12 protein-coding genes are annotated in these 16,440 nt (G+C 68.9%); all 12 read right to left on the bottom strand.

All coding sequences use genetic code 11. The annotated features are described in order from the left end of the window. Positions 1-28: 28 nt before the first annotated feature. On the bottom strand, positions 29-2,995 hold the full coding sequence (locus KF892_13770; GenBank protein MBX3626077.1) for a DUF2135 domain-containing protein: 2,967 nt from the start codon (positions 2,993-2,995) through the stop codon (positions 29-31). An 88-nt stretch (positions 2,996-3,083) separates the two neighbouring features. Beyond that, complete coding sequence (locus KF892_13775) at positions 3,084-3,581, bottom strand: MarR family transcriptional regulator (GenBank protein MBX3626078.1); 498 nt, start codon at positions 3,579-3,581, stop codon at positions 3,084-3,086. Beyond that, complete coding sequence (locus tag KF892_13780) at positions 3,578-5,320, bottom strand: acyl-CoA dehydrogenase family protein (GenBank protein MBX3626079.1); 1,743 nt, start codon at positions 5,318-5,320, stop codon at positions 3,578-3,580. Before KF892_13780 ends, KF892_13775 begins: the two co-directional genes overlap by 4 nt. Before the next feature lie 12 nt (positions 5,321-5,332). Further along, positions 5,333-6,073: an ABC transporter ATP-binding protein gene (locus KF892_13785; GenBank protein ID MBX3626080.1), complete on the bottom strand. Its 741-nt coding sequence runs from the start codon at positions 6,071-6,073 to the stop codon at positions 5,333-5,335. 750 nt (positions 6,074-6,823) lie between these two features. Beyond that, positions 6,824-8,590 carry a branched-chain amino acid ABC transporter ATP-binding protein/permease gene (locus KF892_13790; protein ID MBX3626081.1) on the bottom strand — a complete coding sequence of 589 codons (1,767 nt, stop codon included), beginning with the start codon at positions 8,588-8,590 and terminating at the stop codon, positions 6,824-6,826. Between the two features lie 14 nt (positions 8,591-8,604). Then, positions 8,605-9,675 (bottom strand): branched-chain amino acid ABC transporter permease, encoded by a 1,071-nt coding sequence (locus KF892_13795; protein MBX3626082.1) that lies wholly within the window; start codon positions 9,673-9,675, stop codon positions 8,605-8,607. A gap of 180 nt (positions 9,676-9,855) precedes the next feature. Then, on the bottom strand, positions 9,856-10,995 hold the full coding sequence (locus KF892_13800; GenBank protein ID MBX3626083.1) for an ABC transporter substrate-binding protein: 1,140 nt from the start codon (positions 10,993-10,995) through the stop codon (positions 9,856-9,858). A 51-nt stretch (positions 10,996-11,046) separates the two neighbouring features. Beyond that, the gene (locus KF892_13805) at positions 11,047-11,466 is read right to left on the bottom strand and encodes an acyl-CoA thioesterase (protein ID MBX3626084.1); all 420 of its coding nucleotides are present in this window, start codon (positions 11,464-11,466) and stop codon (positions 11,047-11,049) included. Positions 11,467-11,481: 15 nt separating this feature from the next. Then, positions 11,482-12,246, bottom strand: coding sequence for an SDR family NAD(P)-dependent oxidoreductase (locus KF892_13810; protein ID MBX3626085.1), 765 nt, complete (start codon positions 12,244-12,246; stop codon positions 11,482-11,484). A gap of 31 nt (positions 12,247-12,277) precedes the next feature. Then, positions 12,278-13,528, bottom strand: coding sequence for a thiolase family protein (locus KF892_13815; GenBank protein MBX3626086.1), 1,251 nt, complete (start codon positions 13,526-13,528; stop codon positions 12,278-12,280). Positions 13,529-13,618: 90 nt separating this feature from the next. After that, positions 13,619-15,463, bottom strand: coding sequence for a feruloyl-CoA synthase (locus KF892_13820; protein MBX3626087.1), 1,845 nt, complete (start codon positions 15,461-15,463; stop codon positions 13,619-13,621). Next, positions 15,460-16,269: a crotonase/enoyl-CoA hydratase family protein gene (locus KF892_13825; GenBank protein MBX3626088.1), complete on the bottom strand. Its 810-nt coding sequence runs from the start codon at positions 16,267-16,269 to the stop codon at positions 15,460-15,462. The genes KF892_13820 and KF892_13825 overlap by 4 nt, the downstream gene beginning before the upstream one ends. Between the last annotated feature and the right edge of the window lie 171 nt (positions 16,270-16,440).

Genomic DNA, 16,440 nt, shown 5'->3' on the forward strand with positions numbered 1-16,440 from the left:
GCCGCGCCGTGTCAGACAAACACGCGTCTCACCCCCCGTGGCCCACCTCGAAGCGGCCCACCGTCACCATGTCGGCCGGGCCCGACAGGCGCAGCGTCACCCGCTCGTCTTTCTGGTCGGCGCGGCCGAAGCCGGTGCTGAGCACGAGCATCAGCGTGGTCGCGGGCGACACCACCTGCTGGCGGTGGCCGTAGAAGCGCGCCTGCACCAGGTACGGGCCGGGCTTGGCGACCTTGAGCGCAAACTCTTCCGGCCCGTAGCCACCGGTCACGTCGCGCGAGACCCGCGCCCCCTGGTAGCTGAGGCGTTTGCCGTAGTAGGTCTGTTCGCCATCGGGGTCGGTGACCCAGAGGTCGATGTCGGTGTTGTCGGCGTCCCAGCCGAGCACGATGCGCAGGTCGAGCGGCAGGTTGCGCAGCAGGCGTTTGTCGAAGGCCTGCGTCTTCACCGGCCGCCCCAGGCGCTCGGCGCGGGCGATCACCATGTTCATCTCGTTGAGCGCCGTGAGATCGATGTCGGGGAAGCGGCCATCCCACGGGCGCGAGACCACCTGCCAGAGCTGGTCGACCGCCTCCTGCCACTGCCCGGCTTCGGCCTGCGCGAGGCCCAGGTCGCGGAAGGACTGCGGCTCGTGCGGGCTCAGGCGCTGCACCTCGCGCAGCACCGGCACCGCGAGCGCCGGGGCCTGCGCCTGCAAGAGGCGGTAGCCGAGCACGCGCAGGATGTGGCGGTTCTCCAGGTCCATCTCGGCCAGGTTCGAGAGCACGCGCATGGCCAACGCCGGCAGCTTCTTGGCGAAGAGCACATCGGCTGCGTCGAGGAAGAAGGCGGTGCTGTTGGCGTGCTGCGCCCGTTCATCGAGGTAGACGCGGTAGACCGCCTCCGGCGTGGCCGCGCGCAGGCGGCGCGCATAGGGCACATCGGGCTGCCAGGGCTGCAGGCGGATCACCGCGGCGGGTGCGCCCTGCCCTGGCGCACCGGCCTTGGCCTTGCGCGCCGCGCCCTCGGCGGGGGCGGCCTCGCGGCTCTCGGCCAGGCTCGGCGCGGGAGCGGCGGGCGCCATGCGGGGGCGTTCATCGCGGCGCGCGAGGTCCATCTCCTGCACGGCCCCGGCGCGTTGGCGCTGTTCCTGCTCGCGCTTCTGCAGCGCACGCACGCCGGCGCCGTCTTTCGGGAAGTCACGCTCCCACCACGCCACCTGCTCGGCGAAACGGGCCGCCACCTGGTCGAGGTGCTGCGACTGCGCCAGCCGCTGGCGCTGCTGCACCTGCGCCATCGCACGCTCGTAAGCCTCGCGCAGCGACGGCGGCGGCTCGATCTCGAAGCGCACGTAGTCGTCGAGCGCTTCCAGCACGATGAGCGAGGTCTCGCGCGAGACGAGGCCATAGGCGCGGCCGAGGCGACGCACCTCGGCGCGGGTGTCGGCCACCGCGCCTTCGAGTTCGGCGATGCGCAGCGCGGCCCAGCGCTGGGCGACCTGCGTCGACGTGCCGTCGCCGGCCGACACGCTCATGCGGCGGCGCTCGACGCGGCCGTCGGCGCGCTCGAACTCGAGCGTCAGCTCGGCGTCGCGCTGCGTGAGCTGGCCGGCGAGGCGGACGTAGCCGTCGTGCGCAAACGGGTCGTCGACCACCACCTCGCGCGCCTGCAGGCTCGTGGCGCGCAGGAGCCGCGGCTTGCGCGTCTGCAGGGCCTGCAGCGCATCGGCGCGGCGCGTGAGGTCGAGGTATTCGCCGCCGCTCGGCTCGGCGAGCTGGCGCAGCCGTGCGGCGTGGTGGCCGGGCTCGGTGCGGAAGCACAGCGCATAGAGCGGCACCGCGCTGGCCGGCAGCGCCGTCTTCGGGCCCCAGTTGGAGAGGCCGTCGGAGAACAGCAGGGCGAGATCGCAGCCCTCGGTCTTGATCAGCGCGGGCAGGTTGCTCGCGCCGTCATACGGCAGCGCCTCCAGCACCTGCCGCAGCGCAGGCCAGTGGCCGCCGCGCACGCTGAAACGCTGCGCGGGCTCGACCACGTCGCGCCCGACGTGCAGCACCACCTCCACCTGGCCGAGCGCGCGGAAGTAGTCGTCGAGCAGGGCCAGCTCGGCCGCACGGCCGCGGCGCGCGGCCGAGCCCGACGCGTCCCACAGCAGCGCGATGCGGCGTGGCTTGGCGCGCGGAGCCGGCGCCAGCGCGGCGTCGTCCACCGGCAGCTCGGCGTAGAAGTGCTCGCGGCCGGCGTGGCGCTGCGTCATCACCACCGGCGCTTGGCGGCGCGGCAGGGTGACGATGAACGACGGCGCACGCTGCGGCTGCTCGGCCGAGAGCGACAGCTCGGCCCAGCCCTGCTTCATCGGCCGCCGCTCGATGGCCGGCTCGGGCAGGCCCTGCATCGACACGGCGAGCTGGTCCACGGCCACGCCCGCCACCCGCACCCGCAGGTCGAGCCGCGAGAGGCGGTCGCCGAAATGCAGCGGCAGGTCGAGCCGGCCCACGCTGTCGAGCGTCTGCGCGATGTGCAGCACCACGCGGCGCGTGCCCTGCGTGGGCAGCGGGTAGACGCGCAGCTTGTGGTGCGTGCCGTCGGTGGCCTCCAGCAGCGCGGGGTCGACCCGCGCGCGGATCACGTCTTCGAACACCTGCTGGCCCCGGGCCTTGTCGACCACCACCGCGGGGCGCAGCTCGCCGCCGATGTCGAGCTCGAAGCCACTCACCCACTGGCCGTCGCCGAGCGGGAACTGCAGCTCGCCTTCGAGCACGCGCCCGTTCGGGTTGAAGAAGACCAGCTCCACGCGCATCTGCGCCGCATGGCCCACCACCTCGGCGTGCACGCTGGCGCTCATCACCCGCACCGGCTCGGCGGCGTTGTCTTGCAGCCGCATGCGCAGCACCGAGGGCTCGAAGGGGCGCACGGGCGGCGCGAGGGCCAGTGCGCCGGGCGCGGCGCAGGCGCCCACGAGGGCAGAGAGGCAGGACCGGCGGGTGAGCGGCGTAGAGGTCAGTGCGGCAGTGGCCATGTCAGTGGAAGAAAAGGTGGGACACCTTTCCTTCCACGGCCGGGCCGCCCGAACGGGGTGACGCGGGGTGAAATATTTTTGTGTCGGGTCAGCCGCGGCGCGGGCGCGGCTGCGAGACCTTGAGCAGCAGCTCCAGCAGCAGCAGCCGCTCGGCCGGCGAGAGCACGGAGAGGGCTTCGTTTTCCATCGTCGCGGCGATCTTCTCGGCGCGCTGCACCAGCTGCTGGCCGGCCTTGGTGAGCACCACGATCTGCGAGCGGCGGTCTTCGGTGCTGCGCACCCGCTCGACCCAGCCGCGCTCCACCATGCGGTCGAGCGTGACGGCCAGGTTGGGCGGCGAGACGTCGAGCGCCTGGCCGAGCTGCTTCTGGTTCACGTTCTCGTTCGACGCCACCAGCACGAGGATGGAGAACTCCACCGCCTTCAGCTGCAAGGGCCCCAGGTGCTTGGCGAACACCTTCTTGAGCGCCACCGACGCGCGCGTGGCCGCGTAGCCCATCAGGTGCGTGAGGCGCGCCTGGTCGAGCGGGCCTGAGCGGGCGCGCGGTTCCAGGGTCTCGTCGGCGGCAAGCTCGGGGGCGTTCATGCGGAGGGGGCAGAGAGCTGAGGCAGCAGATTTTGCCCTGCGCGGATGCGCGCGAGGCAGAGCCCGGCTTCGGGCAGCAGGTAGTCGAGGTAGTAGTGCGCCGTCTCGCGCTTGGCGGCGTGGAAGGGCGTGGCGTGGGGAGCGGCCACCGCCTCGGCGCGCACCCAGCCCTGCGCCAGCAGCATGAGGCCGGCCAGGCGCAGGTAGTCGTCGGCCACGCGGTAGGGCAGCTCGGCGTCGACTTTCGCCTGCTGCAAGAGTTGCTGCGTGGCCTGCTGCCAGTCGGCGAACCAGGGTTGCACGCGCGTGGCCAGCTCGGTGGCTGGCAGCTCGCGCTGCAGGCGTGCGATGAGGCCGGCGAGCTTCACGCCGCCATCGGTGATCACCTTGCGCACCAGCAGGTCGATCGCCTGGATCTCGTTGGTGCCTTCGTAGATGCGCGAGATGCGGCTGTCGCGCACGCACTGCTCGATGCCGTAGTCGTGGATGTAGCCGTGGCCGCCGTAGACCTGCTGCGCGGCCTGCGCGGCGGCGAAGCCGTTGTCGGTGAGGAAGGCCTTGCAGATCGGCGTGAGCAGCGAGACCTCGTCGTGCGCCACGTGGCGCACGGCCTCGTCGGGGTGGCGCTCGGCGATGTCGAGCAGGTGGGCGGTTTCGTAGGCGAGCAGGCGGCCGCCTTCGAGCAGCGCGCGCTGGCGCAGCAGGTTGTGGCGCACGGCCGGGTGCAGCGCGATCGGGTCGGCTTCGGCGCTCTTTCGCGTGGCATCGCGCACCGGCGCGCGCATCTGCACCCGCTCCAGCGCATAGGCCAGCGCGTTCTGGTACGCACTCTCGGCGTGGCCCACGCCCTGCAGCCCGACGTGCAGGCGCGCCGCGTTCATCATCACGAACATCGCCGCGAGGCCGCGGTGCGCCTCGCCCACCAGCCAGCCGGTCGCGCCCTCGAAGCTCATCACGCAGGTGGCGCTGCCCTTGATGCCCATCTTCTTTTCGAGCCCGTCGCAGCGCAGGGTGTTGCGCGTGCCGTCGGGCATCACCTTGGGCACGAGGAAGAGCGACAGGCCCTTCGTTCCGGCCGGCGCCCCCGCGATGCGGGCCAGCACCATGTGCACGATGTTGTCGGTGAGGTCGTGCTCGCCGCCCGAGATGAAGATCTTGGTGCCGCTCACGCGGTAGCTGCCATCGGGCTGCGGCTCGGCGCGGGTCTTGAGCAGGCCGAGGTCGGAGCCGGCGTGCGCTTCGGTGAGGCACATGGTGGAGAGCCACTCGCCGCTCACGACCTTGGGCAGGTATTGCGCGCGCAACTCGGGCGTGGCGTGCGCGAGCAGGCTCTCGTAGGCGCCGTGCAGCAGGCCCGGGTACATGTTCCAGGCGTGGTTGGCCGAGTTGAGCATCTCGTGCAGCACCGCGTTGAGCGATTGCGGCAGGCCTTGGCCGCCGACCTCAGGTTCACACGCGAGCGCGGGCCAGCCGGCTTGCACGAAGGCCTGGTAGGCCTCGCGAAAACCTGTGGGCGTGGTGACGACGCCGTCTTTCAGCGTGCAGCCTTCGACATCGCCCACCGCGTTGAGCGGCGCGAGAACTTCGGACGCGAACTTGCCCGCTTCTTCAATCACCTGGCGCGCGGTGTCGGCATCGACCTCGGCGAAGGCCGGGATCTGCGCCCACTGCGCGGGCAGGTTCAGCAGCTCTTCGGTGACGAAGCGGATGTCACGCAGCGGGGGTTGGTACTGCCACATGGTGCGCGCCGCCTACGCCTCGGCCTTCTTGCGGGCGGCACCGAGGTACGTGTCGATCACGCGCGGGTCCTTCGCCAGCTCGGCGGCCGGGCCGCTGAGGGCGATCTCGCCCATCTCGAGCACGTAGCCGTGGTCGGCCACCTCGAGCGCGGCGCGGGCGTTCTGCTCGACCAGCAGGATGGTCACGCCGGTGGCGCGCAGGTCGGCGATGGTGCGGAAGACTTCCTTCACGATGAGCGGGGCGAGGCCGAGCGATGGCTCGTCGAGCATCAGCAGCTGCGGCTTGCTCATCAGCGCGCGGCCGACGGCGAGCATCTGCCGCTCGCCGCCCGAAAGCGTGCCGGCGAGTTGCTTGCGGCGCTCCTTCAGGCGCGGGAAGCGGGTGAAGACTTCTTCCATCGTGTCGCGCGCGGCCGATGGGCCCTGGCGCACGTGGCGGTAGGCGCCGAGCAGGAGGTTGTCTTCGACCGGCATGGTCGAGAAGAGCGCGCGCGTTTCGGGGACGAGGGCGATGCCTTGCATCACGCGCTCTTCGAGGCTGCGCTTTTCGATGGGCTTGCCGTCGTAGTGGATCTCGCCTTTCGACGGCATCACGCCCATCAGGGCGTTGAGCAGGGTGCTCTTGCCGGCGCCGTTGGGGCCGATCACGGTGACGACGGTGCCTTTGTGGGCTTCCAGGGTCAGGCCGTGGAGGACTTCGGCTTGGCCGTAGCTTGCTTGGAGGTTGCTGACTTTCAGCAGGGGGTTTGTCATGGGGTGTCCCTGTTTCACTGCGTGGGCCGCTTGCCGGGTCTCGGCCCGGCGGCCGACCTACTTTCTTTGCTTCGCCAAAGAAAGTAGGCAAAGAAAGGCGACCCGACGGTGGCGGTCCGGCCAGAGGCCGGACTGCTCTGCGGTGCTCGGTCTTGAGGGGCCGCGCCGAACTCACTTCGCGCCCGCAGGGCGCTACGTTCAGACAGGCGGCGCGAAGTCAGTGGTTGATGCGCGCTGACGCGCGCGCCCCTCAAGCCCTGCGCTCCTCGACGCCACCCACGGGAAGCGGTGCGACTCGGCTCGCTTCGCATCGCCTCCTTTTTTCCGTTCGCCCTGAGCTTGTCGAAGGGCTGGTGCCATGCGCTGGCTTCGACAGGCTCAGCCCGAACGGTGAAAGGGGTGATCCAGCACGAGGCGAAGCGAGCCGAGAGTACGAGGCCAGCGAAGCTGGCGAGGGTATCCCGGGGCCCTTGAGAGCCGTCGAGCAGCGCAGGGCTTGGGGTGGCGTGCGAAGCACGCTTCGTCATCTGACTTCGGGCGGCTGTTTGAGCGCAGCGGCCAACGGCCGCGTAGCGAGTTCTGCCCGACACCCCAAGTCCGAGCAGCGCAGAGCAGTCGGCCCTAGGCCGACCGAGCGAACGGGGGGCCCTTTCTTTTGCCTTCTTTTCTTTGGGCAAGCAAAGAAAAGAAGGTCGCCCGCCGGGGCGAAATCCCGGCAGCGCACCACGCAGTGCACAACAAGCCACGACCTCAGTGCTCCGTCCCAAGATAAGCCGCCCGCACCGCCGGCGACGCCTGCACCTCAGAAGGCGTGCCCTCCATGAGCTTCGTCCCAAACTCCATCACCACGATCCGATCGGTCACCTGCATCACCAGATCCATGTCGTGCTCGACGAGAAGAATCGACAACCCTTCAGACCGCAGCTGCCGCAGCACCTCCACCAGCGCCTGCTTCTCCTTGTGCCGCAACCCCGCCGCAGGCTCATCGAGCAACAGCAACGCCGGGTCGGCACACAGCGCCCGCGCAATCTCCATCAACCGCTGCGGCCCCATCGCCAGATTCCCCGCCTGCTCATGCAGGTACTGCTCCATCCCGATGCGCTTCAGCTGCCGCTCCGCCTCGCGCAGCAGCGAGCGCTCCTCGGCCCGATCGAGCCGCAACATCGCCGCCGCCACCCCGCGCGAGCCGCGCAGGTGCGCCCCGAGCGCCACGTTCTCGAGCACCGTCATCGTGGGGATCATCTTCACGTGCTGGAAGGTGCGCGACAAACCCCGCTTCGCGATGTCACGCGAGGCCATGCCGTCGATCCGCTGGCCGCGAAAACTAACCGCCCCGCTGGTCGCCGGCAGCACACCGGTCACGAGGTTGAAGGTGGTCGACTTGCCCGCCCCGTTCGGCCCGATCAAGCCCACGATCTCGCCCGCCTTCACCTGGAAGCTCACGTCGTTGACCGCCACCAGCCCGCCGAACTGCTTGCGCACCGCCTGCACGTCGAGCACCAGCTCGCCCTGCGGCGGCTTCGACTGCTCGGCCAGCGGCGCCGCGCCATGCCAGTCGACCTTGCGGCGCACCGGCGGCAACCAGCCTTCGATGAAGGCCCACACGCCGTCGCGGGCGTAGTGCAGCACCAGCACCAGCACGATGCCGAACACGATCACCTCGTAGTTGCCGCTGCTGCCCATCAGGCGCGGCAGCCAGGTCTGCAGCTGCTCTTCGAGGATCTTCACGATGCCGGCGCCGACGATGGCGCCCCACACATGGCCCACGCCGCCGAGCACCGCCATGAAGAGGTACTCGATGCCCTTGCCGAGGCCGAAGGGCGACGGGTTCACCGTGCGCTGGAAGTGCGCGAAGAGCCAGCCCGAGATGGCCGCGAAGATCGCGGCGATCACGAAGGCCATGACCTTGGTGCGGAAGGTGTTCACGCCCATCGCCTCGGCCATCGTCACGCCGCCCTTCACCGCGCGCAGCGCACGGCCCACGCGCGAGTCGAGCAGGTGCAGCGTGGCGAACGAAGCCAGCACCACGATCACCCACAGCAGGTAGTAGAAGCTGCGCCCCGAGCGCAACTCGGTGCCGAAGAAGTTGATCGCCGGCAGGCCGAGCAGGCCGTCGTACTTGCCGAGCGCATCGATGTTGCCGAGCGTGTAGTACAGGCTCAGGCCCCACGCGATGGTGGCCAGCGGCAGGTAGTGGCCCGACATGCGCAGCGTGATCCACGCGAGCACCAGCGCAGCCACGGCGGTGATGACCAGCGCGATCCACACCGTGACCCACGGCGACAGGCCGTGCGCGGTGGTGAGGTAGGCGGTGGTGTAGGCCCCCATGCCGACGAAGGCCGCCTGGCCGAACGAGGTGAGCCCGGCCACGCCGGTGAGCAGCACCAGGCCGAGCGCGACCAGCGCGTACATGCCGATGTAGTTGGCCTGCGTGATCCAGAAGTCGGGCAGCGGCAGCAGCGGGAACGCCACCAGCAGCACGAGGAAGACGATGAGAGAGATGCGACGGATGTTCATGTTGTTGTGCTCCGTCACTCTTCGTCGTCGTGGCCGTGGAGGAACGAGCGCCACAAGAGAACCGGAATGATCACGGTGAAGACAATCACCTCCTTGAAGGCACTGGCCCAGAAGGAACCAAAGCTCTCCAGCACGCCGACGAAGAGCGCGCCCAGCACCGCGGCCGGGTAGCTGGCCAGCCCACCGAAGATCGCCGCCACGAAGCCCTTGAGGCCAATGAGGAAGCCGGAGTCGTAGAAGACCGTGGTCGTCGGCCCGATGAGCAGGCCCGAGAGCGCGCCCATGAAGGCGGCGAGGCCGAAGGTCAGCTTGCCGGCACCCGAGGTCGAGATGCCCATCAGCCGCGCACCGAGTCGATTCACCGCCGTGGCGCGCAAGGCCTTGCCGCGCAGCGTCAGCTCGAAGAAGACGAAGAGCGCCGCCATCAGCGCGATCGAGGCAACGAAGATGATGATGGCCTGGCCCGACACGGTCATCGCGCCGATCTGGAAGCGCTCGTCCCAGAAGCTCGGGTTGCGGAAGCCCTCGGCACCAAAGAACACGAGACCCAGGCCGGTGAGTGCGAAGTGCACGCCGACCGAGACGATGAGCAGCACCAGCACGCTTGCATCGGCCACCGGCTCATAGGCCAGGCGGTACACCAGCGGGCCGAGCGGCGTGACGACGGCGAGCGTGAAGAGGCTTTGCGCCCACAGCGGCCAGCCGCGCGGGCCGGCGAACCAGGCCACGGCGAACACCAGCACCGGCAGTGCGAGCGTCTTGGCCGCGTCCTTCAGCAACTGGTCGGCCCCGAGGCCGCGGCGGCTGCCGCGCACCGAGTCGACCACCACCGCGATCAGCGCGACCACCAGCAGCAGCCACACCGTGCCCGGCAGGTCGCCATGCCGCTCCCAGAAGCTGCCGACGGGGTTGCCGTTCTGCAGCATCGCCAGCGTGATCGCGCCATAGGCGACGAACTCACCCTGCGCAATGAAGATGACGCGCGTGATGGCAAACACCAGCACGGTGGCCAGGGCCAGCAGCGCGTAGATGGCGCCGTTGGTGACGCCGTCTAGCGTGAGGATGCTGGCAATTGAGAAGTCCATGGAATCAGGGGATGAACACACACTCCGCCGCCGTCTCCGTTCGCCCTGAGCCTGTCGAAGGGCCAGGTGTGCACGGCGCTGGCTTCGACAAGCTCAGCCCGAACGGAGTGCGGCGGGGTGCGGGACAGGATGAAGCGGGCAGCGGTGCCGACGGCCGCCGCCCCGTGGTTCAGCGAGCGCTCAGTTCTCGACGTCCCACTCGCCCTTGACCACCTTCAAGATCACGCCGGTTTCCGTCGTGAACCCCCAGTGGTTGTCCTTCGAGTACGTCACCACCCCTTGCGACAGCACGGTGCGGCCCATGTTCTCGATCGCATCGCGCAGCGCGGTGCGGAAGGCTTGCGTGCCCGGCTTGCCGGCCTTGAGCGCGACCGGCACCACCTTCTCGAGCACCAGCGCAGCGTCATAGCCGTGCGCGCCGAACTGGTTGCGGCTGCCGGCGCCATAGGCCTTCTCGTACTTCTGCACGAAGTCGAGCGCGAGCTTCTTGGACGGGTGCGAGTCGGGCAGCTGCTCGGGCGCGACGGCCGGGCCCGAGACCACGAAGGAGCCTTCGACGTCCTTGCCGCCGATGCGCATCAGGTCGCGCGAGGCTGCGGCGTGGGTCTGGTAGATCGTGCCCTTGTAGCCACGTTCGATCAGGCCCTTGTGCGGCATGGCGGCACCCGAGCCCGAGGCCACCACGAGGATGGCGGGCGGGTTGGCCGACACGAGCTTCAGCGCCTGTGCGGTCACGCTGGTGTCGGGGCGCGCGAAGCGCTCCACCGCCACGATCTGCGGGCCGCCCAGCTTGGCCGACTCGGCCTTGAAGTCGTTGAGCCAGCCTTCGCCATACGCGTCGGTGTAGCCCAGGAAGCCGATCTGCTTGATGCCCTTCTTCTTCATGTGCTCGATGAGCGCATGGGCCATCACGGCGTTGCTCTGCGGCAGGCGGTACGACCAGTAGTCCTTGCCCGCGGGCAGGTTGGCCGGCGACATCATCAGCTGCACGGTCTGCGCTTCGGCGGCCACACCGGCCATCGCGATGGCCACCGGCGTCACCGCCGAACCGACCAGCACGTCGACCTTGTCTTCGGTGACGAGCTTCTTGGCGTTTTGCACGCCCTTGCTGGGGTCGCTGGCATCGTCGAGCACGATGACCTTGAGCTTCTCGCCGGCAATGCTGGTCGGCCACAGCTTGATGTAGTTGTTGACCGGGATGCCCAGGCCGTTGGCCGGGCCGGTGAGCGGGAGCACCACGCCGACGGTGATGTCGGCCTGGGCGGCACCTGCGGCAAACAAGGTTGCCAGGGCTAGCGCGAGGGGTCGGAAGGCTTTCATGTGTCTTGTCTCCAGTGATGAAAGAAGGGTCGTGGGCTCAACTGCGGGTGGTCAACTGCAAAGGGCTTGGATGTCTTCGGGAACGGGGATCGCACGCAGGCGCTCGCGGTCGTGCGCGTCTCGCGTCACGAAGGCCCGCACCTCGCGGCCTTCGCAGATCAGCTCGTCGCCACGCAACACGCGGTGCACCTGGGTGAAGGCCACGCGGCGCCATTCGTCCACGTGCGTGTGCACGGTGAGGCTGTCGCCGTAGGTCGCGGTCTTGTGGAACTTGGTGTGGAGTTCGAGCAGCGGCGTTCCCACGATGCCCCGCTCGTTTTCCAGCACACGCCAGGGTTTCACGCCGCACTGCGAGAAAAACGTGAGCGAGGCCGCGTCCATCCAGCGCCCGAAATTCGGGAAGAAGACGATGCCCCCGGGATCGCAATCGCCGAACTGCACGGTCACGCCGTAGGTGGTGGTGCGGGGCATGGGTCTTCGGTCAGGTCAGCGGGCCGCCATGCGCAGGGCGCCGTCGAGGCGGATCACTTCGCCGTTGAGCGAGAGGTTCTCGACGATGCTGGCCGCGAGGTGGCCAAACTCCTCGGGCTTGCCCAGGCGCTTGGGGAAGGGGATGCTCGCCGCGAGCGACTCCTGCACGGCTTGAGGCAGCTCGGCCAGCAGCGGCGTGAGGAACAAGCCCGGGGCGATGGTGCAAGCGCGCACGCCGAACTGCGCGAGGTCTCGGGCGAGCGGCAGCGTCATCGCGGCGAGGCCGCCCTTCGAGGCGGAGTACGCCTCTTGCCCCACTTGGCCATCGAAGGCCGCGGCCGAGGCGGTGTTGACGAACACGCCCCGCTCGCCGTCTTCCAGCGGGTCGAGCGCCACGATGCGCGCCGCGGCCAGGCGGATCACGTTGTAGGTGCCGATCAGGTTCACGCGGATCACGCGCTCGAAGTCTTCGAGCGGCGCAGGCGAGCCGTCTTTCTGCACCACACGCTTGGCGGTGCCGATGCCGGCGATGTTCATCACGATGCGCGCAGGGCCGTGGGCCTTCTCGGCGGCGTCGAGCGCGGCCGTCACCGAGTAGGTGTCGGTGATGTCGCACTTGAGCGCGATGCCGCCGATCTCGGCCGCAAGTTTCTCGCCCATGGCGACGTTGAGGTCGAGGATGGCGACCTTGGCGCCGCGGCGGGCGAGTTCACGCGCGGTGGCCGCGCCGAGGCCCGAGGCTCCGCCGGTGACGAGGGCTGCTTGTCCTTGGATCTTCATGATGGGTGTGTGAGTTGAACGTATGGGCCGATCAAGCGGCGTCAGGGTTTTCAAGCAAGAGCGCAATGCCCTGCCCGCCACCCACGCAGGCCGACGAGATGCCGTAGCGCTGGCCGCTCTTGCGCAGCGCGCGGGCCACGGTGATGGTCAGGCGCACGCCGGTCGCGGCGAGTGGGTGGCCGAGCGCGATGGCGCCGCCGTGGACGTTGAGCCGGTCCTGGTCGAGGCCGAGCTCCTTGGCCACCGCCAGGGTCTGCGCGCCTTGCGCTTCGTTGATCTCGAAGCGGCCAATGTCGTCGAGCTTCAAGCCGGTGCGCTCCAGCAGCAGGCGGATGGCCGGGGCCGGGCCGATGCCCATGATCTCGGGCGGCACGCCGACGGCGGCGGCGGCGAGCACGCGTGCGAGCGGCTTGTGCTGGTTGGCCTTCACGTATGAGCCGCTGGCGACGACGGCCGCCGCGCCCGCATCGACCAGCGCCGAGCTGTTGCCGCCGGTCTGCACGCCGTTCGGGTAGACGGTGCGCAGCTTGGCCAGCACTTCCACCGGCGAGGGGCGCACGTGGGTGTCGCGGTCGAGGCTCGTCACCCTGCGCGGCAGCTCGATGTGGCGGTCGGCGTAGCCGTCGAGCTTGAAGGTCTCGGGCGTGACCGGCACGATCTCACCGGCGAAGAAACCTTCTTCCTGCGCCGCCACGGCGCGCGCGAACGAGCGTGCCGCATAGGCATCGACTTCGGCGCGTGTGATGCCGTACTTCTTGGCCAGGTTCTCGGCCGTCTGGATCATGGTGATGTTCGGCGCGGGGTCGATCAGCGCTTCCCACATGAAGTCCTTGAACTCGACCGGCGCACCGAGCTTGAAGCCGGTGCGGTGGGTGAAGGCGGCGATCGGGTTGCGCGTCATCGACTCGGCGCCGACCACGAGCGCGGCATCGCAGTAGCCGTTGCTGATCTGCTCGCCGGCCTGGCGGAAGAGCTCGAAGCCGGTGCCGCAGATGCGCTGCACCATGATCGCGGGCACTTCCACCGGCACGCCGGCGTAGAGGCCCACGAGGCGCGGGTACATGAACTGGAAGAAGTCGCTCGGCGCCATGTTGCCGGCGATCACCGAGCCGATGTCGGCGGCGGGCACGCCAGTCTTTGCGAGCACTTCACGCGCGACCTTGATGCCGAGGTCGGTGGCGCTCACCGCGCCGAGATCGCCGCAGTAGTCGACCATCGGCGTGCGCACGCCGTCGATCATCCAGATGTCGTCGAAGCCGCCGAAGAAGCCTTTGCTTGCCATGTCTTTACTCCTGTTCTTGCGCTGGCTTCGACAGGCTCAGCCCGAACGGTGGCGTGCTCCGTTCGCCCTGAGCCTGTCGAAGGGCCTGTTTCATGTCCGCGGCAGGACGAGCCCCGCCACCGTTCCGTCGTACAGCGCATCGACCACCGCCGCGCGGTGCGTCAGCACGTTGCGCTGGTTGATCGAGCCCTTGTCGGTGATCTCGCCCTTGTCGATGGAGGGCGGCTCGCGCAGCACGTGCAGGCGTGCGATGCGGTTGGCGCTGCCGGTGCCTTGCACCCAGAGTTTGTTGGCGAGCGCCTGGAAGAAGCCGACCACTGTCGGGTGCGTGAGCACCTCTTCCACCGAAGCCGCCTCGGGCAAGTCGGCGAGGTGGCGGCACTCTTCCATGCGCGGGAAGACGAGCGCGCCCACCTCGTCGCGGTTGAGGCCGGTGATGACCACGTCTTGCACCAGCGGCGCGCCGTGCGACACGACCGCGGCCTTCAGCGGGCCCACGCTCACGAAGGTGGCGGTGGAGAGCTTGAAGTCCTCGGCGATCCGGCCGTCGAACATCAGGCCCTTGTTGTGGTCGCGTTCGTCGACCCAGCGCACCGCGTCGCCGGTGCAGTAGAAGCCTTCGTCGTCGAACGCCTTGGCGGTGTTCTCGTCGTCGCGCCAGTAGCCGGGCATGACGTTGGGGCCGCGAAAGCGCACTTCGGTCTTGTCGCCCAGCGGCACCAGTTTCACGTCCACGCCCGGACAGGGCAGGCCGATGAAGCCGGCGCGCGCGTCGGTGCCGAGCACGAAGGTGCACGAGGGCGCGGTCTCGGTCATGCCCAGGCCGCCGATGACGCGGATGCGCTCGCCCACCGTCGCTTCGGCGTGCGCATCGAGCAGGTTCCACGTCGCCTGCGAGATGCCGGCGCCGCCACACATGAAGGCGGCCACGCGCTTGAAGAGCGATTCGCGCAAGGCCGCGTCGGTGTTCATCGCCGACGCGATCTCGTCGAAGCCCTTGGGCACGTTGAAGTAGACCGTGGGCTGGATCTCGCGCAGGTTGCGCAGCGTCTCGGCGATGCCCTTGGGCGTGGGCTTGCCGTCGTCGATGTACATCGTGCCGCCGTTGTAGAGCGTGAGGCCGATGTTGTGGTTGCCGCCGAAGGTGTGGTTCCAGGGCAGCCAGTCGACGAGCACGGGCGGCTCTTCGGCCAGGAAGGCCATGCTCTGGCGCAGCATCTGCTGATTGCTGCACCACATGCGCTGGGTCACGACCACGCCCTTGGGGTGCTTGGTCGAGCCCGAGGTGAACATGAACTTGGCGATGGTGTCGGCGTCGACCTTCGCGTGCGCATCGGCGGCACCGGCGCCGGGCGCGGTGTCGAGCAGCACGTCGAAGCGCGTGGTCTTGCGCTCCGGGATCTCGCCGTCGCACAGCACCACCTCGCAACCGGCCGGCACGCAGGCCTGGATGGCACGCGCATACGCCGCGCCGTGGCTCGCGAACACGAGGCCGGGGTTGAGCTTGTCGAGGATGTACTGCAGCTTGCCGTAGTCCTGCGCCACCACCGAGTAGGCCGACGAGATGGTGGCGTGCGGCACGCCCACCCACAGCGCACCCATCACGAGCGTGAGGTGCTCGAGGTCGTTGTCGGAGAGGATGACCACCGGGCGGTCGACCGAGAGCTGGCGGTCGACGAGCGCCTGGCCGATGGCCTTCGCACGGGCCAGCATCTCGGCGTAGCTGATGCGGCGCCAGTCGCCACCCTTCACCCGCTTGGCGACGAAGGTGCGCTCGGGCACCTCGGCCGCGAATTGTTCCAGCCGGTCGGTGATGCGGACCGGGTACGGCTGCAGCGCTTCGGTCGAGCGCAGCACTTTCACGCCATCGGCGCGCGTCTCCAGCGTGGCGCTGATCGCCCCGCCAACGCATGCGTGCCGATACTTCGCGCTCACGACTTCACCACCTTCCCGGCACGTTTTTCCAGGAACGCGCGCAGGCGCTCCTTCGCATCGGGCGTCGACTCGGCCACCGCCGCCATCAGCGACTCGGTGAACAAACCTTCCGACTGCGACTGGTCGGCGATGCGCGGCAGCGCGTGCGTCACGGCGTAGTTCGACAGCGGCGCGTTCTGCGCGATGCGCTTGGCGAGTTCGTAGGCCTTCGCAAAGCCTTCACCCTGCGGCACCACGTACTGCACGAGGCCGGCCGCCAAGCCCTCCTGCGCGTCGTAGACACGGCCGGTCAACATCATGTCGGCCATGCGCGCCACGCCCATCAGGCGCGGGATGCGCGCCGAGCCACCGCCGCCGACGAAGAGGCCTCGCTGGCCTTCGGGCAGGCCGAAGTAGGCCGAGGCTTCGGCCACGCGGATGTGGGTGGACGAGGCCAGCTCCAGCCCACCGCCGACCACCGCGCCGTGCAACACCGCGACCACCGGCACCCGCCCGAACTGCACTTGGTCGAAGGCGGCGTGCCACATGCGCGAGTGCAGCACGCCCTCACCCACATCGCGTTCCACCAGCTCCGACAGGTCGAGGCCAGCGCAGAAGTGGTCGCCCTCGCCGCTGACGATGGCCACACGCACGTCGTCGGGCAGGTTGACGACGGCGGTGTGGAGTTGCTGAATCAGCGTGTCGGAAATGGCGTTGCGCTTGGCCGGGCGGTTGAGGCGGATGTGCAGCACCGGGCCGGCCTGGCTCACCTGCAGCAGGTCGAGCGAGGCCAAGAGGCCGGTGGCGGGGCGGAAATCTGTGCTCATGCGCGGGTCTCGGTGGTGATCGCCAAGAATTTAGTTAAAAGACAAAACTACTTTTCGATGTTGCCATCTTAGGAGCCGCACCCCGGCTCTGCAAGTTTCAGCTATGGCAGAACCCCTAGTGTTTACCCTAGGATTGTGCGTTATATAGTTCAATACCATAAACATTTGCGC

This window comes from Rhizobacter sp. (genome assembly GCA_019635355.1).
In the GTDB taxonomy this organism is placed as follows: Bacteria; Pseudomonadota; Gammaproteobacteria; order Burkholderiales; family Burkholderiaceae_C; genus Rhizobacter.